Consider the following 19,549-nt stretch of genomic DNA (forward strand, 5'->3'; position numbering starts at 1 on the left):
CGCTCTCTGCTCGGGGTCGATGACCATTCATACAGACCAGCCCGATAATCCCTGATGGCTTCTTGGCTGCTTGAAACAGCGGCCGGAGTTCGCTCGATCTCGCGCGAGCGTGGAAACGCACGTCAGGTTGCCGACCAATACAGCTTTTCGTCATCGTCAGCGCTCTCAGGAGAAGGATCCATGCGTATTCTCGTTGCCACCGACTTCTCGCCCCGCTCGCAACGGGCGGTGCGTCGCGCAGGCATCCTCGCCGCACAGAGCCGCGGGACGGTCATTCTGATGCACGTCGTGGACGGCCCGGGTGGACGGGAAACCTCGCGGGATATTCAAGAGGCCCAACGCATGACCGTTGAGCAGGTGGCCGTGGTCCCCGAACTCTACCGTGTCCCATGCGAGCCGCTTGTCGTCCTGGGCTGCCCCTCCGATGAGATCCGGAATGCCGCGGGGGCTCACGATGTCGACCTGATCGTGGTCGGCTCCTCGCATCGGGCGGGCAGTCGCACCGCGGGACGAACCGTCGGAAACCTGGTCCGGAGCGCTCCATGCCCCGTCCTCGTCGCAAGACGCTTCGCCGCGTCCCCCTACGCGAGGATCCTCATCCCGGTCGACCTTTCGCAGGCGTCGGCGCGGGCTCTGCGATACGCGGATTCACTCACGCTCGTGGACCGCGCTCACGTCACCGTCCTGCATGCCTTCCAGGCACCGGGGAAGTCCAAGCTGTCCGGGTTTGGGGTCGAGCGTGATCAGATCGATAGCTACGTCGAGGCTTGCCGTTCGAGGTCCGCGGAGGATGTCGAGACGCTTCTTACTAATGGCGGTCTTGCCAATCGTGAATGGTCCAGACGGATACAGGAGGGCTCCCCCACCGAGGCCATCACCGGCCTTGCCGAACGGATCCCCTCGGATCTGGTGGTGATCGGCACGCATGCTCGAACGGGTCTCAGGAAGGCATTTCTCGGAAGTGTCACAGAGGACGTGCTTTTGACCGCAGGTCCGGACGTCCTGGTTGTCCCCCCGCCTCGTCCCCCTCTTGAGCGACGGTCGCGGCTGCCAACCCGTGCCGGATGGCCCGGGGGCAGGCCACTCACCTCAAGCCTTGCGAATGGGTGGGTATTCGCGACAGGCAGGCCGACAAGTGCGAAGCCGTACCATGCCGCCGGCGCGTCGCCGGACTTACGGTCGGTCACCGCCCATCATCGCGCCCAGCCATGACCGCATCGAAGGATTGCCGCCTCGGTTCTCAGAGAGGGAGGCAGGTGGTCTACGGGGGCGGTGGCGCTGTTCAAGGGGCGGCGGCAAGAGCCGGTGATGCGATCTTGCTAGGAGAGGCTCGATGAGGATCATCGCTGCACGAGCCCTGGCCATTGCGGTCATGCTGCTTGTGCTGGGTGTGGAACGCTGGCTGGATCGCCTGGGTATGCCACTCCTCATCGAAGGTTGCCTTGTCGCGGCGTTCGCGGCGACCGCGGTCGTCGTATTCGCTCGTTGGTGAACTCAATCGCCGTACCATACTCACCCCCGGAACGTCTGGCATCCACGGGTGAATGCATGTCGTAACCCGTCCGAGACTGGGCGCAGAAGCGCGGGCGTGCCCTTCCGGCCGCGGCCACAGAGTCACCGTCTGAAGATCACGATTTGACCGACGACGGTGCGAATTCATCGGAGGCCGCCTCGGCGGCGCGCTCCGTCATGAGACCGTCCTCACTCGACCGGAGGCGGGGATGAGCTCCGGGTGGGCGCCGTCGTCCCTTTCCCCTCCACCTTCGTGATGGATCGCTTGCCATTGCTGTAGTCCCCGGTAGAGACCCACCACATCCTCGACCTTTGCAGCGAAGGCCGGGTCGTGCGAACGCTTGAACGTGCGCACCCGGTGCGGCTGCAGGCGGTGCGCTTCCCAGATCCGTTGCACGGCGCGCAAGGAGATCCCGACGCGCTTGGCCAGGGCGCGCCCGGTCCAGTGGGTGACCTCGTCCGGCGGCTCCGAACAGGTCAGTGCGAGCACCTCCGCCACCGTCCGCGTGGAATGCGGCGGCGTGCCGGGTGGGCGGGTCTTGTCGCGTAGCAGGCCCTCGACGCCCTCCTCGGCAAAGCGCTGCTGCCAGCGCCAGACCGCGGGCCGACTGACGCCGGCTTGCCGAGCCACCTCTTGCACGGTCAGGCGCTTGCCTGAAAGCAGGACGATCCGGGCGCGCAGGATGTGCTTGAGGGGACGGGAGCGGTCACCCGCGATCCCGGCCAACTGGGACATCGTTGCGTCATCGAGGAGTACACAGACAGTCTGAGCCATGGCCCAGACTCGCACGCTTCACGACCCGCGTGAATCATCAGTCCGCGTCACTGCACTAGAGGGACCCGGACCTCGATGCGAAGGCCATCTGGCTCGAAGTCAACGTAGCCGCCCTTGAACTGGATGCCGCGCATCTTGATCACGCGAAGCCGACGGCGCTCCGCCCCGAAGTCGACCGCGTTTTGCTCCAGCAGCACGACGCCGTGCGCGAGGCTGTGCAGGGGAACGTCGCCGCTCTGCGAAGAGAGATCGTCAAGGAGCAACACCGTGCATTTCTGGGCAGAGAAGAAGTGCTTCAGCGCCATGATCTGGCGGCGATAGCGCAGGGGCTCTGTGCGAAGATCCGCATCTCGGAGAGACTGTCGAAGACCACGCGGGACGGCTTGAGGGCCTTGATCCGCTCGATGATCCCCGTCGTGGTCTCGCTGAGTTCGACCGCGGACGGCTGGAAGACCGTAAGCTCATCGTCCGGGTCGAGGCTGGCCTCCGAGGAGGACAGGTCGAACAAATCGATGCCGTCCAGTGACCAGCCGTGGCGCTCGGCGATCAATTGCAGTTCCGGACCGCTTTCCGACAGGGAGATATGTAGCGTCTTCTCGCCCGAGCGCGCGCCCTCAAGCAGGAACTGAAGGGCCAGGGTGGTCTTGCCGCTGCCCGGCTGCCCTTCGACAAGATAGACGCGGTTGGCGTCGAGGCCGCCACCGAGGATCTCGTCAAGTCCCTCAATGCCGGAGGACAGCCGTGGTGGTCCTCCGGTGTTCGGGGCTGATGAGGTCATGTGCGATGTCTCAATGCTGAATCAGCTGTTTTTGGTACGCAAGCTGGGCGGCTTAGGCGGCTTCGAGGCGAATGTCCAAGGTGCAAACCGATGCGGGCCTCTCGTGGTGGATTCGCACTTCGCAGCCGAGTTCGTTGGCCAATCCGCGCACTCATCCCCTGCCGAACCGACGGCGGGTCGGCGACCTGAGCGAAGACTGTCCCGCCCCTGTCTCAGCGCGGTTTGAATGCCCCTTAAAGGACGGCTTCCAGGTCCGAGACGCCGAAAGGCTTCTCCAGGGAAATGGCTGTCTTGACCGCGGCATTCTCTATGGACGCGGTCTCAGAATAACCGGTGGCGAAGGGGCAGAATGCGATGTCCGTCCGGCAAGCGCTCATAGCCTCCGAATTTCGACGAAGGTGAAATCAAAATTAGGATCCCCAAACGCTCCAGCGTTTGTCAAGCTACGCTCCGCAACGCAGGATCTTGGACTGCTGTTCAGCCAGCCAGTCACAATGACTTCGTCCCCGTCATTGTACGATCCGAGATCCTGTCTGGATGTTGGATGGTGATTGGAAAAGGACCCTTTCAAGAATACCTGACGCTCGATCTCGACCCTGAAACCGCGCTTGTCGATCCGCGCCAGGCCAGACCGTGCCATGGGCTCGCGGGCTTGGGACAGCTTGCAAAGTCTGTCGTCTCTTGCCTTGAACAACGCATCCCCATCGGAATAGGGTGCCTTATGGCGCTTTCGAAATTCGTCTACGATCTGTACGAACTCTTTCTGCGTCGGGTTCATAACCAGACCTAGTTTTCGTTCGGCCGTTAAATACCAAACAGCAAGCCCAATTAACAATAACCATATGGCTGAGTTAAGGCATAGTATTACATTGAAGGCTTTGCGTTCGACCGGACCCTGCCCAAAATTAGATTTCGCTACGTGCCAAGCTGCATTCGCGGTTTCATGTTTTAGGAGTGCGCCAAAGACGGTTGCATAAACAATCGCAAACCATCCCAAAAACGGCATAATCCGGCCGGTTAGCGTTATCGCCACCAAGCCAGCCATCGAACCAATGATCGTCGCCGTGACCATCGCCCGTTCCGTTGGCGCAAGGGAATGCCAGCCGCTGGACAGCCCACCGCCCGGTTTTGCTTCAGCGCCACGCAACTCAGGCCCCGTATCCTTCGACATCATGCCGGTGCCCACTCCAAACGAACCCATTCCTCGATAGAATACCGATTCGTGAACACGGATGCCCGGCGAGGCGAATATCGGCGGACCGAAATCCGTGTCTGTGCGTGCACATCGATTTCCGACCTGCGACGCCAGGGGCTCAAGCGTTGGCCAGCACGTAGCAAGTAGGACGTAACGCTACGCGCTACACGCTACCCACCGAGTCGTCCTCCCGCTCCGCATTCGGCGATCCTGGGAAAGCGTTTAAGCCCACCTCGATAATCTTCCCCGGACGGAACCCGGTTCGCTCCTCCATATGTCCCCGCGCGTTACAGACCACCCGTGTCCGGCCCACCCGATAGTCAGAGGCATGGTGGACGTGTCCGTGGACCCAGACGTCCGGGCCCGGGCCAGGATGAGATCGGACAGGTCGGAGGCATCGCACCACCGAAGGTACGCGTCGGCCCTGGGTAGGCTCGCAGGGTGCGGGGCGTGATGGGTCACCACCACCGTGGGACTGGGATGGCTTACGGCCAGGGTGTCCTCGATGAAGGCACGAGTGACCCGGTGCATCGCGAGCACATCCTCGGGCTCGATGCGGTTGCGTGACCTCGGACCCGTGCGGATCCGGCGGTAATCGACCATCCCGCCACGCCCCTGGGCGGTCCGGATACCGTGGTTCAGGCTGAACGACCCCAGGCGGAAGTCCGTCCATAGGATACCACCGGCGAACCGCACGCTGTCGATGATGACCACGTCGTCGAGCAGGAGGTGGATGCCGAATGCACCCGCCCGCTCACGCCCCCGGTCGAGCTGGTCGAAGATCGTGTACCGCTCCTCGCCCCTGTCCCACCAGAAATCGTGGTTGCCGGGCACGTAGACCACCGGCACGCCAGGGAGGCGCTCGCCCAGCCAGTCCAGTGCGCGAACCAGGGGCATATGCACGTCACCCGCCACGACGGCCACGTCGAAACCGCCCGCCGGCACGTGCGCGGCAGGATCCCAGGCATTCTCTCCCCAGTCCTGATGCAGGTCGGAGAAAACCCAAAGGCGAAGGCGATTATACCGTTCACACATACGCGATAGGCATGGCCTGATTTCGATTGCGCGCTAGTTTGTTCATGGTCCCACGAGGGGCGAACAAGAACCTGTTTTGAGGAAGCGCCAAATGTTGAAGATCGTTGCCCCCGTCCTGGCTCTCGCGGTAGTCGCCACGACCCCCGCTTTGGCACTTGAAGTCACCAAGACGGCGACTATTGCAGCGGCGCCGGACGCAGTGTGGAAGACAATCGGCGGCTTCTGCGGCATCGGCGATTGGCACCCCGTCATTGAGAAGTGTGCACTGTCCAAAAACGGCAGCAAGGAGGAGCGTACGCTATCGTTGAAAGGCGGCGGCACCATCGTCGAGCAGGAGCAGGCCCGCGACGACAAGAAGATGAGCTACACCTACACGATCCTCTCGGGACCTCTTCCGGTGGAGGACTACAAGTCCACGATCATGGTCGAGAAGGATGGTGGCGGCTCCAAGGTCACTTGGACTGGCAGCTTCAAGGCCAAGGGCGCGCCCGACGATAAGGCCAAGGAAGCTATTGCCGGCGTCTACGATGGCGGCCTGAAGGGCATCGCCGACAAGTCCAAGTAGGACATCTCATCGGAGCGGGGGCGCTACGATTGCCCCTGCTTCGGCTTCAATATCTGCTTCAACGCACTATCAAAGTCCGCTTCATCCTCACTGCACCCGGCTTCACGGGCGGCTTCGATGAAGCGGCGCTTCTGCTCCTCAGGCGTCAGCTTCTCAGCGCCGAGCTTGCCTTTGGGCATCGAGTGCGTCGCGTCCGGATCATCCAACTTCTTTTTTGAAGAGCGGTCCATCTGTCGTCTCGTCTGGATAGCATATTACAAGGGCATCACCATTTCGACAAAACAAATTGCCGTTTAAAGGCAAGATGTCATCGTTGTCGTAGGTATGCATTAGCGAGATATTCCATTTTTGCGCCGATGCGATATGTACGGCGTCTTGAAACTTGCCTAATCCCACCGTTAATCGCCACAAGGCCCGCGCTTTGTTCGCTACATCGAGATCAAGAGGAGTTGTCATAACAAATTCTTGCTTAAATATTCTAGCGATCTTCTCTTCGTTTTCTGCACTTAACGGTTTTGGATCGTTTTTCTCAACGTTAAGGCGCCGTGCTTCAACGATAGCGAGGGCGGATGTCCATAACTGGTACCTACCCTTGCGGGCGGCATCATAGACAATCTCAAGTTCGCGCTTCTTATCCGGCTCTCCATTTAGGAGCCCAAGCCAAGCGCACGTATCCCAGTAAATTTTGAGCGGCTTTCCCAAGCTACTCCTCCCTGAGTAGCTGAAGGTGCTCGCTTACGGAGCGACCCTGCAAAATATCTAAGGATTGCAGTTCATGCAGATCCACGATTGTGAACGGGAGATCATCTGCGTCTTCCGCGTCAATCCTTTTGAGAGAGCCATCTTGACCGTAGTGTAAGGCGCCAGTCGCAAGTAGACGTCTACCTTGCCAAACTTCTTCCCACTTACGTGAGTTTCCGAGCTTTTCGGCAACATCTTCATTAAGAACGCAGGTTAGCTTATCGCCGGAAAGCCGTTCCAGAACCGAGAGGGCAGGTTTGTTATTCCATCTTGTAATACCAAAAACAATGCACTCTACTGAGCCGTACTCAGTGTGCCTAAGGTCTAGCGCCTCAGCTTCTAAAACAATTTCTGATTTAGCTATGGCTAGCGACGCTAGTTTAGCCGTTGAGGGAACTATTGAAATAATTTCATCATCAATTGTTATTTCTGTTCGCCCGACTGCATTTTGGTTGCGTCTCAAAAAACGCTTAATTGGCGCTATAGAGTCATCGTCAATCCAACTTGGCATGACGCCTTGTATCAGCGTCTGCATTGCAGCAGTAAAATCTTGAACTGTTCGCTGTGCTTCAAAAGATACGGAAACCACAGGATCGACCGGATACGCTTGAGCGGTGATCGTGAAGGGAGGGGAGTTTGTATGTGCGTCGACTAGGCGCCACACGATCTTGCGTGAAGAACCTTCAACAGACTCAAAGCTTGCCAAGGCGTCTACCAAGTCGAGCATCTGACGCATTGCGTCAGACACCGACAGGTAGTCGCCTGACAGTGAGGCTGGATAAACCGTGATGGTAAGGGCCTGTTTCACGCCTTATCCCGAGATGGCCGGCTCACGCGACCGCCCGTGAGCCACGGTAGGTAAGCCGCTTCCCGACGATACCACGGATGGCTCGCTCTGTCCGCTCCGTGTCGCCGCAACCGAGCTTAACCCGATTGTTGTACCGGAAATCGAACTCCGCGAGGTAGCGGTGCAGGTGCTGCTTGCCGCAGTGCTGATAGACGCCCTTCATGCCGCGCTTGAAGACGGAGAACGCGCCCTCAATCGTGTTGGTATGGATCGTGCGGTCCACAAGGTCGACGTACTCGCCCTGACCGTGCCGGGTGAAGCCGTGGCCGCCGGTGAAGGTCGCGGAGAGCTTGCCGTACTGGCCCGCCTCGTCGGTCATCACGCGGGCTTCCTTGGCGATGTTTTCCTTGAGGATAGGGAGCAGGGTCTTCGTGCTGAGGTCATCGACGACCATGGAGCGCTTCTGGCCCGTATCGCGGTCCACTAGGCTCAGCACCTTGTGCTTGTGAGCGTAGCCACGGCCCTTCTTCTCGCCCTTGGGCTTCTTGGTGCGGTCGTTGCCGATGAAGGTCTCGTCGACCTCCACGATGCCGCCACCGCTGCCGAAGGGCACGAACGCACCTTCGCGCATGGCCTCACGCAGACGGTGGGTCATGAACCACGCCGTCTTGTAGGTGACGCCTAGGATGCGGTGAATCTGGTGGCTGCTCATGCCCTTCTTGGAGGAGCAGAGCAGGTGAGCCGCCTGGAGCCAGAGATGCAGCTTCACATGGCTGGACTCGAACACGGTGCCGACGGTGACGGTGAACTGCTTCTTGCAGTCGCCGCAACGACGAAGGCCCATCCGACCGCCCTTAACCGCAGTGATCCGACCCATGCCGCCACAGTGAGGGCACACGGGGCCTTCCGCCCAAAGGAGGCTTTCCAGCTTTTCGAAAGCGGCGGCCTCGTCGTGGAAGAACTTGGCGGAAAGGGCGGACATCGGGCTAACTCCTTGATCCAGAAGCTAGACCGTCAGTCCGTATGTGTCAACGATATAATCGCCAAAGCGAAGGCCGGGAGCGCTCATGTGCCGGGTCCGTTCGTCGCCATGCGCTCCAGGATCCGGTCCAGCGTCACGGGAGCCCAGTCCCAGCAATCCACGCCGACATCTGCTCGCGTCGCCGTGCCCAAGACCGAACCATGGGAATGCCCATGCAAGTGAAGCCCGCCACGATGCGAGCGGGGGTAGCTCACATGGGGGTAATGGCTGAGCCAGATGGATCGCATCACACCCGCCGGATCCGGAAGGGTGATCATCGCCACGTCGCGGACGGGCTCGGCCCAGGGGAGGCGTTCCCCGATCCTCTCGTGATTGCCCCGGATCAGGAGCTTGCATCCGTTCAGGCGCAAAAATATCGACAGCGCGTACGCCTCCGTGCACCGGTAGGCGAAGTCGCCCAGGTGCCAGACTGTGTCCTCCGTGCGGACAACGGCGTTCCAGCGTTCGACCAGGGTCTCGTCGTGCTCTTCGATGGTTGCGAACGGCCGGAACCGCTCCATGGAAGGGCTTATGATATTTCGATGTCCGACATGCGTGTCGGAAACGACGTGTGTTGTGGGCATCACAGCCTCTCGCAATGGCGGAGGCTTGGCACGCGGCATCGCTCTCCGGGATCAGTCGGTCGGGGGCGGTGCCAGGCGTTTCATCGTCGATATCCCTGAAGCGTTCGCGTGATCGCCTGGCCGGCCCGTGAATGCAAGGACGGGCTGAGCTCGAAGCGGCAGGCCAACATCGATACGACCCGATTCACGTGACGGAACCCGTCGCTTGCGTAGGCATTCAACCCTACTGTGCCCACGCTTGCTCTGGGCGCCAACGATCGAGGTGCCATGACGGTGGGTATCGAGGCCGAAACGGCCCGTGTCGTTCAGCGGAACCCCAGGTCATCCTCCGATACCGGGTCGCATCATCGCGACGCCGTCAGGCTCCTGTTCATACTAGCGGCCGGCAGCGAACCGGCCGATCCCTTGGATGCCAGAGGGCGCGCTCATCGCGTGTTCCGCGGGGAGAAGCGGGCGATGGCGATGGATTTCCTCGTCCGCTACCCGGATTATCTCGCGGACGAGCTCCTGAACCGCTACGAGATCGAGCATTCGCCGGAACTGCTGGCACAGGTCGAGGCGATCTTTTCCGCGAATGAGCCCGACGTACGCCTCGTGAAGATGGTCCGCTGGCATCGCGGCGCGTTCCAGAACATCGAGACGTCGCTGTCCATCCTCCGCTACCACGGCCTCGTCAGGGCGTTGCGAAAGGCGGCGGGCCAGCGCCGACATGATTTCGTGGTCGAGGCATCCGCCTTCACGTTCATCGAGGATGCCATCCATCGTCAGCCGACGCTGGCTTGGTACAGGGATCGCGCCGAGCTCGTGATGACCCTCACGGGCCTCAGAAGCGGTTCGAGCCTGAAGGACGACCAGTACCTTCACGAGGAGTACCGGGATGCTCCCCTCGGAACGGAGATCCCGTCGATCCGCGGAAGGGTTCTGGAGAGGCTGAACCGCTTAAGGGGGACCGCATGACGGCGATCGCGGTCACCGTCGGCGACTGGGTCGAGACCATCGCGACGCGCGCGGCGGTGTCTATCGACAAGGTACGGGAAGTCCTGGAGCGGCACGGGATCGAGGCTCAGGCAACGCTCCCCCGTCGGCGCAGGCTGTGTCTGACCGACCTCAGCCTGAAGGGTATGAAACGCGGCACCGAGGACGATCGGCGAATCGATTTTTCGTGGGGGCCCCTATCGCCCGGGCTGTGGGCGGTCCTGTCGGACGACAACTTTCGCGGCAAGTCCAGCATCCTGAATATCGTCCAGGCCTGCCTTCGCGGAAGTTTTCCCTACGAGATCAAGCCAGATATCTGGGGCTGGCTCAGCGCCGTCGAGCTTGGCTTCCGGGTCGATGCGACGCCTTACAGGATCACGCTTGAGAAACCCTCCGGCGAAAAGGATCCCAACCTTGCCAGGGCCACGCTTTCGCGCCTGGACGGAGGTGCCTGGTTCCAGATCCGGTCCGGCCCTGCCGACAAGGGCTTCGAGCAGGCCGTCGCCGACAACATGATGGAGGAATTCGGGTTCGCGAAATTCCATGCCTTCAACAAGGATCATGGCCCGCACACCCATGGCTGGAATTCCATCGCCGCCTCGATGTTCGTCACGGGCCCCGGCAAGGCGGTTTTCGCTGAGGCGCACCACGATGGCGTAAGCCTCAGGCTCCTGCAGCTCTTTATGGGGTTGCCCTGGGTGACGACCTACACCGCCGCATCGACGGCTCTCAAGAAGGTGTCGGCCGAACGCGAGCGGCCCAAGGCTTCGGATCCGGGAACCGAGCGTCTCTTGGCCCGTCTCGCCGCTCTTGAGCTGGAGCTGGAGGAGGCCACGAAGGCGGCGGTTCATACCATCGACCGCGTCGACCTGCGCAGGCGGCTCGTTGCAGGCGACGTCAGCTTGGTCTCGCTCCAAACCCGGGTACAGGAGGGGCGGGACGACGAAACCGCCCTCGCTCGTCAGGTCTCGAATGCGGAGAGAACGCTGGCCGGCCTTCGGCGGACGCTTCAGCAGCTTGCGGACGAGAGAGCGGCCGGGCTCGTTTTCCGGACGCTCCGTCCGGTATGCTGCCCGTCCTGCGACACCGGTCTCGACGTCCGTGCATTCGTGGCGGCGGAGGCAAGCGGGAGCTGCGCGCTTTGCGGCAACGCGCACGTCGACGACGACGATGACGGCGACCAGCGCATCGATGACCTCGGGGCTGACGTGAGGGACGCCGAGGCCTCTCTCGCCTCCCTCAAGGCGCAGCTTGAGGCCAAGTCGAGGAAGCAAAGGTCCCTGGAGAAGGAACGCGACGACGTTCGCCGCGACATCGACGAGATTTCGGACGAGCTCTCCTCGACCGAGGCGGCCGAGGTGGAGCTCCGGGTACGGACCATCGAAGCGCAGGCCGGGCAGCTGCGGGAGATCCTCGCGGATACCCCGGCGATGCATGCCACCGTGCCGGCGGAAGACGACGCGGAAATCCTCAGGCTCGTCGTGAAGGCCACCAAGGACCTGTATGACGACCTTCAGCGGGATCTGCTCCGGGAGGTTTCGGACGAATTGACGAACCTGTGCCGTCGCTTCGGAATGAAGAATGTCGAGAGCATGGACTGGTCGGCCAACAACGTCCTGACGATCAGGCAGGGCGATGCGGACACCACCTTCTCCAGGCTCGCCGCCGGCGAGAAGCTTCGCGTGCGCATCGCCGCCGCATTGGCCGTGATCGAGGTGGCGCGGCGTCGCCACTACGGTCGCCATCCCGGCCTGCTCGTTCTCGACAGCCCGGCCGCCCAGGAGATGACGCCGGAGCACTTCGCCTCCCTGATGCTGAGCGTACGGGACGTCGTCGCACAGGCCGACGACGTCCAGGTCATCATCGGCGCCGTGGCACGGCCGGAGTTGCTCGACGTTGTCGATGGCGCCAGAACCCTGCACCCTAGGGACGATCGATTCCTTTTCTAACGGGGCGGGCCGTGACGTCGGACGTGTTACAGGACCTGCTGGACACGCCTGAGGCCGGCACCGTCGACCTGTCGTCCATAACCGCCGGCGAACTCGAAGACCTCGCCCGCACGCGGTCACGGGACGTGGAGGGCGCCGATCTCTTCATCGCCCTCGTCGGCCATCCGCGGCAGGACATCACCCTGGCTTGCGCCGTCGAGATCGCCCGGCATAACGCGGACGTCACGGCGATGATTGAGATCGCCGCATGGCTCGGGCGCGGGGGCTTCATCGTCGGTCCGGCCCGTTCGCGCATCGGCCGTGCCTTCCTGGATCGGGCCATGGACCGCAGCCAGGATTACGGTGCGCGCTCGCATGCGCTCAAGGCCGCGATGATATTGGGGCAGTCGGACCGGGCTCTTCTTCTTCGGCTCCAGGCCGAATTGATTGAACTCGACGTCGAGGACGATGCGGACTTCCTGCGCCACGCCACGCGGGTGACGGGTGCGGTACTCGCGCAGGAGCCCGGCGACGACCTTCGGAACGCCCTCGAACGGTTGCTCCAAGTCGGGGAAGCCGAGGACGAGGCGTCCATGGAACTCGGGCTCGACGCCCTGCGGGACGGACTGGACGCGTCGGAACCCGAAGCGACCATCCATGCCTTCGAACGGGCCCGGGCATGGTTCGCGAAGGCTCAGGAGACCGGTGGAAACCGCGATGACGCCCGCCTCTACGGTCGATGCCTCGATACGCTCGTGGCCTTCCAATCCGGCCGCACGCCGGCGGATCTCGCGGATCGCATCGAGGGGATCAAGGCGTCGGCCTTCGCCTACACAGCTTACCTCACCTCGTCGGACCGAACGGAGGAAACCCATTCCTGGCTCGGCCTCCGGAACCAGGAACGGGTGCATTGGTCTCTGCTGGGCCACCGGCTCGCGTCCCTCGACCTCAGCTTGTCGAAGCAGGCTTGGCTGAACGCGGCCGCGGTTATCCAGGAGGAGTTGCTGGCCGTCTACGCGGCGAGCCGAACACTTATCAGGCGAAGCGCGGAAGGCGGCCTGGAGGCCGTGCTACGGCCTCGTATCGTGGGTGCCCTCCAGCGGGAAACCCATTCCCTGGCGCTTCTTGACCAATGGATACTGGAGAACGCCTCTTCGGGCCTGCTCCCGACCGCAACCGACCTCAGGGCCCGCGTCGCCGAGGCGAGGGAGGATGCGATCCTTCACCGCCCTACGCCGGCGGCGGTCGGGTGCTCTCCGACCGCCGCCCTCATTGAGCTGATCCCCGAGGATCTCCGAGGATCGGCCTTGGGTCGCGTCGCCGCGGCCATGGCGTACCTGACCGACGCCACGACGGCGACCGTCGTGGGCGACCTCTTCGACACCGTAATCCGGGACCTGAGACGGAACGGCGACTATAGACGGGACCCCGACGGCCGGACCCTCTTCGACATCGTCGTCTGGACGACGGTGCTGTTCGTCGTGATGCGCAGCAACGTCGGCGTGAGCTCGCTCGGTCGAACCCGGTACCTGTTCGAGTGCGACCCGGCGAAGACCCCGTTGGAGGCGGAGCTCCACGCCGACTACTTCGAATTCCTGATGGGCTCGTCCCTCGCGTCGGTCTGCCAAGCCGAGGCGAGGGACATCGGCGGCGGGCGCGTCGACATCCTGTTCTCCTTCCTGCGCACGAGGACGGTGGCTGAGATCAAGCGCACCCGGCAGAAGCTCACCAACGACGGGGTCGTCCGTCGCTTCGGCCTTCAGAAAGCATCGTACGACGTGACGAACGTCCGCTACGGCATCCTCATGGTGCTCGATCTGCGCGAGATCGGCGGCGGGCAGCCCGTCGTCTCGGAGCGCGTCTCGGTCCATCACCTGGTGCCGCGTTGGGGCACCTCCGAGCACGCCATCGTGCTTTTCCGCGTACAGGGCCGGCGCGTGACGCCTTCCAAGGTCTGAGGCGCCTTCGAACCCTTGCGGAAACGGTCGTCGAAGCGGTCATCGCCCTCGGGGACGGTCGCAGCCCCGGGGCTTCGGTTCGAGCTTGCCAAGGAAGTGCTGTAGCTAGGCGGGTCGATCACCCGGAAGAAGCACAAGGCCGGCGTCGTCGTGCCGCTCACCATGCACAATGCGTTCCTCGAATTCCGAGGCACCTGCGGACCCGGACGACGCCGCCGGTCGGGTCCGGTGAAGAACGATATGATGAGACGCGTCGGTACCGTTTCCCGTTCTGCCCCGGACCGGTGCGATGTGCCTGACTACGGCTTCGGGGACGCGTTCCCTGAACCCGTGTTGGCGCCGTTCGTGACGGGCATGGAGCGTGTCTTATCGAGCAGGGTGATGGCCGCGTCCACGCAGTCCTTCAGCGTCTCACGGGGACCGCACCGAACATGGATCTTCGCTTCGCCCATCTTCATGTGGAACGAGGAGCCCCCCCTCGACGCGTCGTCGCCATGTCCGCGCATGTAGCTGCGATCCCGATCCTCGTCGGGGTGGTAACGTCCCTCGCCCCTCCTACCGTCGCTTCGCTCATAGGACCTGTCCCTGTCGTCATCGCGGGACGAGCCCTGGGCGAGCGCCGGGAGAGGCAGCGCAAGGAGGCAAGCGGCGGTGATGAGGATCTTACGCATGTGAGCGCTCCGTGAGGTGGGGATAGGAAGACACGTGAGATTTGTGGGTACGTCTCGCACCGCGAGAGGGGGCGAGTATCCAAGGAGGAGTTCGTCGAGGCACGGAACGGAGGGCCGACGCCAAAGGAAAACGTGCGATCAGCGACGTTCCATCGCATTTGACCATGGTCAGGACGACCATCGTCAGCAGCAGCAATCGGACCCCGATCCGCTCTTCACGAAATCCCCGCCGGGTAGGACCGGTCGCCCGGTCATCTCGCCGTGGAGCTCCCGTTCGGCCTGGAGCCAGAACTCGTCCGCGTGTCCATGCGGACGGTCGCGCCGCTCCCAAAGGTGGAAGGCGCGGTCGCGGATCTGGCCGTCGGTGGGTCTCGTCTCGGGGGGCATGCGCTGTCTTCCATGGATGTCGGGGTCGATGGGTCGGATCGCGGCGGTCACTCAGCCGGCGCCGCCGGCGGGACCTTGTCCGGCAGGGCGCTCCCCGGGGCGATGTCACGCTTACGCACGGCGCCACGGATCAGGGTTGCGATGGCGTAGCCCATGGCACCGACGGCAAGCGCGGTCGTCAACGGCGACGCCCCTCGGAGGCCGCCGCCGTTCGGTTGCCCGGCCCGGGTCGACAGGTCCACCCGCCGGATGTCGTCGCGTCCGCGCTCCAGGGTGTCCTGCGCCAAGTGCGTGGCCCGGTCGGCGACGTCGCTAACCACGTCGTGGGCCCGCGAAAAGATCTCGTCGGCGGCCCCCTCGATACGGCGGTCGGCGTCTTCACCGGTCGTTTCCGGGGCGTCGGGTCGGTCATGGTCGTGATGCGCCTTGGTCATGGTCGGATGGCCTTTCGGGGAAGGAGAATCCCTGCCTGGGTCACGATGCCTGGCGGGGTCGTGCCGCCTGCGTCAGACGACGCTGATGTGGTTCTCGACCGCAGTGGTGCCCGGTGAGGCCCAGGCCGCGCCCACCGCCTCTCGGCGTTCCTGCATCGTGCGCACGGTGCCGCCCAGGGTGACGGTCCCCCCCTCGGCCGTGACGGTCACGGTCTTCGGGTCGAACAGCCACGAACGGTCCAGCGCCTCGCTGATCCTGTCGCTGACGGCCTCGACGTCGACCTGCGGCTTGATGGCGATCCTGTTGTCTACCGCGACGACCCCCGACAACTGCCGGACCTCCCGTTCGGAGACCTCGGCCTCGAAGCGATGGTCGACCTCGCCCGTCAGGGTGACGGTGCCCTTCGAGACCTTCACGAAGACGCGGTCCGGCGGAACGGCCACGTTCCAGGCGAGCCGGGCGATGGCGGTGGCGGCGATGTCCTCGTCGGACCGCTTGCGGGCAGGCTTCACCACGACCTCGATCTCCTGCACGAGGGCCTTCACCCCCCCGACGCGGCAGGCGGCGGCCTCGGCGGCGAGCTTCTCGTCGTAGGTCCCGACCTCGCCCGAGAGCGCCACCACGCCGTCCTTGGCGGTGACGCCGATCTCCGATGAGGTCACCGCCGGGTCCCAGATGAGCTCGGCCGTGACCCGGTGCTGCAGGGTGGTGTTGTGGGACATGATGGTCTCCTGGGACGTGCCGGGTCGGACGATGCCGGGGAGGGCTTGCGACCTACCCAAAGGAAGGCTGTCCGGCGTCCACGTCGAGGCGTGTCCCGGCATCCGGCCAACGTAGGCGGTGAGGCGGACGCGATCCTTGATCCAGCGCAAGGATCGGTCGGGACGATGCGGCCATCATCGCGTCGGGATCGGTCGAACCAGGGCACGACCGGCAATCAGGGGCTTGTCCCGTCATGAACACGCACGTCGCACCGTGGACCAACGCCGCCGACGACCGGGTCAGGCCGATCTCTGCACCGCTCGATCCGTTGGCCGAGAGCCTCCGCATGATGGGCCTGGCCATCGTCGGATCGGCGACCGTCGTAAGCCTGATGTGGCTCGTATCCTGAGGGCCGTCGCGGACGTCGCCGTACCGACGAGGCAGCTCGACGCCTGGATCCTCGACGTCGACGGGGTCCTGCTCGCATCGCCCCACGAACGCGCATGGCGGGAGGCGCTCCACGGCATCGCCGACCCCGCGGGCCTCACCACCGCCCTTTATCAGGCCCTCGTCGCGGGCCGCCCGCGGCTGGACGGGGCCCTCGCCGCCCTGACAGCGCTGGGCGTGCCGGACGTCGGGCGCGTCGGTCCGGCCTACGCCGCCGCCAAGCAGCGCCGCCTTGAGGAAATTTTCGCGATGGAAGGGGTCGTCGCCTTCCCAGACGCGCTCCGCCTCGTGCGCAGGCTCAGGGCGGCCGGCTGGCCCATCGCCGCGGCCTCGTCCTCCAGGAATGCGGAATCGATGATGCGCACGGTCGCCCTCGACCCCGGTGGGACGCTGTTCGACGCATTTCCCGTCACCGTCTGCGGCCGAGACCTCTCGCACGGAAAGCCCGATCCCGAGATCTTCCTCCTCGCGGCCGCGGAACTCGGCGTCGACCGGACACGGTGCATCGTGGTCGAGGACGCGCCGGCCGGCATCGCTGCCGCGCTTGCCGGCGGCATGGCCACCCTCGGCGTCGCCAGGGTGGATGACGCCGATGGACTGCGCGCTGCCGGCGCCGAGCGCGTGGTGGCAAGCCTCGACGGGGTCATCATCCCCGAGCGGGCGACATCCACCACGCACCGGCCCGCCGCATGACAGGACCACGCCCGATGGGCCAGGCACTTCGTCCGACCGCCGACCCGGCCTGGCTTCTGAGCGAGGTCGGGTACGACCCGCTGCGCGAGAGCAGCTTCGAGACGCGCTTCGCGATCAGCAACGGCTTCCTCGGGCTCCGGGGGGCTCTCGCGACGGATCTCGGCGCGTGCCGGACGCTTCCCCCACGCACCTACGTCGCCGGGCTGTTCGACACGGCCCTCGTGGGCGCCCCGATCCCCGAACGCCTTCCGGCCCCCGACTGGCTCAAGCTTCGCATCGGCCTGCCGGACGGCCCCTACCTCGCCTGCCCCGACCCGTCGTCCCGCGACGTGACCCTCGACATGCGACGCGGCCTCCTGCTGACCCAGGTGCGGCAGCCCCCGGGGGCGGCCCTCGACATCCGCCTTTCCACGCTTCGCCTCGTCTCGCTGGATATGCGCGGCATCGTCCTGCAACTGGTCGAGCTCGCCGTCGAGCGGGGCATGGGCGAGATCACCCTCGACGTGACGTCCGGGGAGGCGTCACCCCTCCTCACCCCGGTCACGGCGGAACCCGACCTCGGCGTCTGGCGCACGCGGCAATCCGGAAAGGCCCTCGCCATCGCCATGGACGCGGCGGTGGTCATCGATGGACGGACGTATCCTCCCACCGTCCGAACCGCCGGCAAATGGTCCTGGAGCCTGCGCGTCCAGGCCGGCCAGACCGTCGTGCTCCAACGCATCCTCGCCGTGACGCGCGGCGACGAACCCGTAATTGATCCGGGCGGACGCGCCCACTCTGACCTCGCCCTGGCGACCGGGCTCGGGTGGCGCGGTCTCCTCGAACGCCACGAGACCGCATGGCGCCAGCGATGGGACCGCAGCGACGTCGTGGTCATCGGCGACCCGGAGGCGCAGAGGGCGTTGCGGTTCGCCGTCTTCCATCTCAACGGCGCGGCCGACCCAGGGGACGAGCGCGTGTCCATCGGCGCCCGCGCCCTGACGGGGGACGACTATCTCGGTCACGTCTTCTGGGACACCGAGATCTTCCTGCTGCCCTTCTACGCGATGACGTGGCCGCAAGCCGCCCGCGCCCTGCTGACGTACCGCTTCCGCACCCTCGACGCGGCACGGGCGAAGGCCGCCAGGATGGGGTGGCGCGGTGCGCTCTATGCCTGGGAGTCCGCCGACACCGGTGACGAGGCGACCCCGGCCCAGGTGGTCGGTCCCGACCGCAAGGTCGTGGACATCCTCTGCGGCACCCAGGAGCAGCACGTCAGCGCCGACGTCACCTACGCCGTCTGGCAGTATTGGCAGGCGACCGACGACACCGCGTTCCTACTGGAGGCCGGCGCCGAGATCCTCTTGGAGACGGCCCGGTTCTGGTGGAGCCGCGCGGGCCTCGAAGCCGATGGCCTCCACCACATCAGAGGGGTCATCGGACCGGACGAATACCACGAGACCGTCGACGACAACGTCTTCACCAACGTCATGGCGCGCTGGAACCTCTCTCGCGGTCTGGATGTGGCGGCGCTGATGGTCGAGCGTTGGCCGGAACGGTGGGTGACGCTCTCGACACGCCTCGACCTGTCCGCCGACGAACTGGAAGGCTGGCGCGCGACCGTCGCGACGATGGCGACCGGGCTCGATCCGGAGACCGGCCTGTTCGAGCAGTTCGAGGGCTACCACGACCTGGAGGCCATCGACCTCTGGGCCTATGCCGGGCGCTCCGTACCGATGGACGTCGTCCTCGGGCGCGAGCGCACCCAGGCCTCGCAGGTGGTCAAACAGGCCGATGTCGTTGCCCTCCTCGCCCTGCTCCCCGAGGAGTTCCCGGGCGACGCGGGGACGGTCAACTTCGACCACTACGCCCCGCGGTGCGGCCATGGCAGCTCCCTCAGCCGCGCCCTGCACGGTGTCGCCGCCGCCCGGTTGGGACGGTCGGAGGTGGCGCTCGGCTACCTTCGCGAGACCTCGGCCATCGATCTCGGCGACAGCCACGTGGCCATCGCCGGCGGCGTCCATATCGCGGCCCTGGGCGGCATATGGCTGGTGGCGATCTTCGGGTTCGCCGGTCTGGTCGTCCGGTCCGACGGCCTCTCGTTCGAGCCCCGGCTGCCGGCCGGTTGGACCAGGCTCTCGTTCCCGGTGCAGTGGCGGGGCCGGGACCTCGTCGTCACGGTCGATCCCGTGAGGAACGTCCTCGACGCGACCTTGAGGGGCGGAGACGCGATGGTCGTTTCGGTTGGGCCCACCCGGCGAACCCTCGGCGTCGAAGCCTCGATCAGCATCCCGCTTCCTCCATCGACGTACCCGGTCACGGCTTGAGCGGTCGCCCCGATTTGATCCTGCTCAAAGACCGCGGGCGCCATCGCGTTCACG

21 protein-coding genes and 1 pseudogene are annotated in these 19,549 nt (G+C 64.4%); 9 read left to right on the forward strand and 13 right to left on the reverse strand.

Annotated elements, in window-relative coordinates; all coding sequences use genetic code 11:
• Window positions 1-180 precede the first annotated feature (180 nt).
• Both IPV08_RS18105 and IPV08_RS18110 read left to right on the forward strand, forming a co-directional pair.
• Window positions 181-1,212 carry a universal stress protein gene (locus IPV08_RS18105; RefSeq protein WP_207412900.1) on the forward strand — a complete coding sequence of 344 codons (1,032 nt, stop codon included), beginning with the start codon at window positions 181-183 and terminating at the stop codon, window positions 1,210-1,212.
• A 121-nt stretch (window positions 1,213-1,333) separates the two neighbouring features.
• A complete protein-coding gene (locus IPV08_RS18110; RefSeq protein WP_207412901.1) occupies window positions 1,334-1,492 on the forward strand; it encodes a hypothetical protein in 159 nt (52 codons plus the stop codon).
• 195 nt (window positions 1,493-1,687) lie between these two features.
• Here the strand turns inward: IPV08_RS18110 and IPV08_RS18115 are convergent, their stop codons facing one another.
• From IPV08_RS18115 to IPV08_RS18130, 4 genes and pseudogenes are all read right to left on the reverse strand, one after another.
• Complete coding sequence (locus tag IPV08_RS18115; RefSeq protein WP_281435352.1) at window positions 1,688-2,287, reverse strand: IS630 family transposase; 600 nt, start codon at window positions 2,285-2,287, stop codon at window positions 1,688-1,690.
• Between the two features lie 95 nt (window positions 2,288-2,382).
• Window positions 2,383-3,065, reverse strand: a pseudogene (locus tag IPV08_RS18120) (ATPase domain-containing protein); the annotation flags it as partial.
• A gap of 373 nt (window positions 3,066-3,438) precedes the next feature.
• Entirely contained in the window at window positions 3,439-4,239 is an 801-nt protein-coding gene (locus tag IPV08_RS18125; protein WP_207412902.1) for a hypothetical protein, read from the reverse strand.
• Between the two features lie 243 nt (window positions 4,240-4,482).
• Window positions 4,483-5,295, reverse strand: coding sequence for a metallophosphoesterase (locus tag IPV08_RS18130; RefSeq protein ID WP_246748020.1), 813 nt, complete (start codon window positions 5,293-5,295; stop codon window positions 4,483-4,485).
• Window positions 5,296-5,386: 91 nt separating this feature from the next.
• On the opposite strand from IPV08_RS18130, the gene IPV08_RS18135 reads away from it, so the two are divergent.
• Window positions 5,387-5,860 (forward strand): SRPBCC family protein, encoded by a 474-nt coding sequence (locus IPV08_RS18135; protein WP_207412903.1) that lies wholly within the window; start codon window positions 5,387-5,389, stop codon window positions 5,858-5,860.
• 23 nt (window positions 5,861-5,883) lie between these two features.
• On the opposite strand, the gene IPV08_RS18140 is transcribed toward IPV08_RS18135, so the two are convergent.
• The 5 genes from IPV08_RS18140 to IPV08_RS18160 all read right to left on the reverse strand — a co-directional run bounded on the left by IPV08_RS18140 (window position 5,884) and on the right by IPV08_RS18160 (window position 8,993).
• The gene (locus IPV08_RS18140) at window positions 5,884-6,090 is read right to left on the reverse strand and encodes a hypothetical protein (RefSeq protein ID WP_207412904.1); all 207 of its coding nucleotides are present in this window, start codon (window positions 6,088-6,090) and stop codon (window positions 5,884-5,886) included.
• Window positions 6,059-6,562, reverse strand: a complete 504-nt coding sequence (locus IPV08_RS18145; protein WP_207412905.1) for a PIN domain-containing protein — start codon at window positions 6,560-6,562, stop codon at window positions 6,059-6,061. The genes IPV08_RS18140 and IPV08_RS18145 overlap by 32 nt, the downstream gene beginning before the upstream one ends.
• A 1-nt stretch (window position 6,563) precedes the next feature.
• Window positions 6,564-7,409, reverse strand: a complete 846-nt coding sequence (locus tag IPV08_RS18150) for a hypothetical protein (RefSeq protein WP_207412906.1) — start codon at window positions 7,407-7,409, stop codon at window positions 6,564-6,566.
• Between the two features lie 22 nt (window positions 7,410-7,431).
• Window positions 7,432-8,370: an IS1595 family transposase gene (locus IPV08_RS18155; RefSeq protein ID WP_207412907.1), complete on the reverse strand. Its 939-nt coding sequence runs from the start codon at window positions 8,368-8,370 to the stop codon at window positions 7,432-7,434.
• An 83-nt stretch (window positions 8,371-8,453) separates the two neighbouring features.
• Window positions 8,454-8,993: a metallophosphoesterase gene (locus IPV08_RS18160; RefSeq protein ID WP_207412960.1), complete on the reverse strand. Its 540-nt coding sequence runs from the start codon at window positions 8,991-8,993 to the stop codon at window positions 8,454-8,456.
• Window positions 8,994-9,449: 456 nt separating this feature from the next.
• Between IPV08_RS18160 and IPV08_RS18165 the strand changes: the two genes are divergently transcribed.
• The 3 genes from IPV08_RS18165 to IPV08_RS18175 are packed head-to-tail and all read left to right on the forward strand — an operon-like array spanning window position 9,450 to window position 13,854.
• Complete coding sequence (locus IPV08_RS18165) at window positions 9,450-9,950, forward strand: hypothetical protein (RefSeq protein ID WP_246748022.1); 501 nt, start codon at window positions 9,450-9,452, stop codon at window positions 9,948-9,950.
• Window positions 9,947-11,917, forward strand: coding sequence for a hypothetical protein (locus tag IPV08_RS18170; protein ID WP_207412909.1), 1,971 nt, complete (start codon window positions 9,947-9,949; stop codon window positions 11,915-11,917). The genes IPV08_RS18165 and IPV08_RS18170 overlap by 4 nt, the downstream gene beginning before the upstream one ends.
• Before the next feature lie 11 nt (window positions 11,918-11,928).
• Window positions 11,929-13,854: a hypothetical protein gene (locus IPV08_RS18175; RefSeq protein WP_207412910.1), complete on the forward strand. Its 1,926-nt coding sequence runs from the start codon at window positions 11,929-11,931 to the stop codon at window positions 13,852-13,854.
• Window positions 13,855-14,153: 299 nt separating this feature from the next.
• Here the strand turns inward: IPV08_RS18175 and IPV08_RS18180 are convergent, their stop codons facing one another.
• The 4 genes from IPV08_RS18180 to IPV08_RS18195 form a co-directional block, all read right to left on the reverse strand.
• Window positions 14,154-14,525, reverse strand: a complete 372-nt coding sequence (locus IPV08_RS18180; protein WP_207412911.1) for a hypothetical protein — start codon at window positions 14,523-14,525, stop codon at window positions 14,154-14,156.
• A 183-nt stretch (window positions 14,526-14,708) separates the two neighbouring features.
• Window positions 14,709-14,912, reverse strand: coding sequence for a DUF2934 domain-containing protein (locus IPV08_RS18185; protein ID WP_207412912.1), 204 nt, complete (start codon window positions 14,910-14,912; stop codon window positions 14,709-14,711).
• Window positions 14,913-14,959: 47 nt separating this feature from the next.
• On the reverse strand, window positions 14,960-15,346 hold the full coding sequence (locus tag IPV08_RS18190) for a hypothetical protein (RefSeq protein WP_207412913.1): 387 nt from the start codon (window positions 15,344-15,346) through the stop codon (window positions 14,960-14,962).
• Window positions 15,347-15,418: 72 nt separating this feature from the next.
• The gene (locus tag IPV08_RS18195; RefSeq protein WP_207412914.1) at window positions 15,419-16,069 is read right to left on the reverse strand and encodes a BON domain-containing protein; all 651 of its coding nucleotides are present in this window, start codon (window positions 16,067-16,069) and stop codon (window positions 15,419-15,421) included.
• 233 nt (window positions 16,070-16,302) lie between these two features.
• Here IPV08_RS18195 and IPV08_RS18200 point away from each other — a divergent pair, with 233 nt between their 5' ends.
• Genes IPV08_RS18200 through IPV08_RS18210 form a run of 3 tightly spaced genes read left to right on the forward strand, consistent with a single transcriptional unit; the run spans window position 16,303 to window position 19,495 of the window.
• Complete coding sequence (locus tag IPV08_RS18200) at window positions 16,303-16,458, forward strand: hypothetical protein (RefSeq protein WP_207412915.1); 156 nt, start codon at window positions 16,303-16,305, stop codon at window positions 16,456-16,458.
• Window positions 16,443-17,189, forward strand: coding sequence for an HAD-IA family hydrolase (locus tag IPV08_RS18205; protein ID WP_348646154.1), 747 nt, complete (start codon window positions 16,443-16,445; stop codon window positions 17,187-17,189). The genes IPV08_RS18200 and IPV08_RS18205 overlap by 16 nt, the downstream gene beginning before the upstream one ends.
• A gap of 14 nt (window positions 17,190-17,203) precedes the next feature.
• Window positions 17,204-19,495: a glycosyl hydrolase family 65 protein gene (locus tag IPV08_RS18210; RefSeq protein ID WP_207412916.1), complete on the forward strand. Its 2,292-nt coding sequence runs from the start codon at window positions 17,204-17,206 to the stop codon at window positions 19,493-19,495.
• Window positions 19,496-19,549: the final 54 nt, after the last annotated feature.

The sequence above is a fragment of the Methylobacterium sp. SD274 genome, assembly GCF_017355285.1.
Taxonomy (GTDB): Bacteria; Pseudomonadota; Alphaproteobacteria; order Rhizobiales; family Beijerinckiaceae; genus Methylobacterium.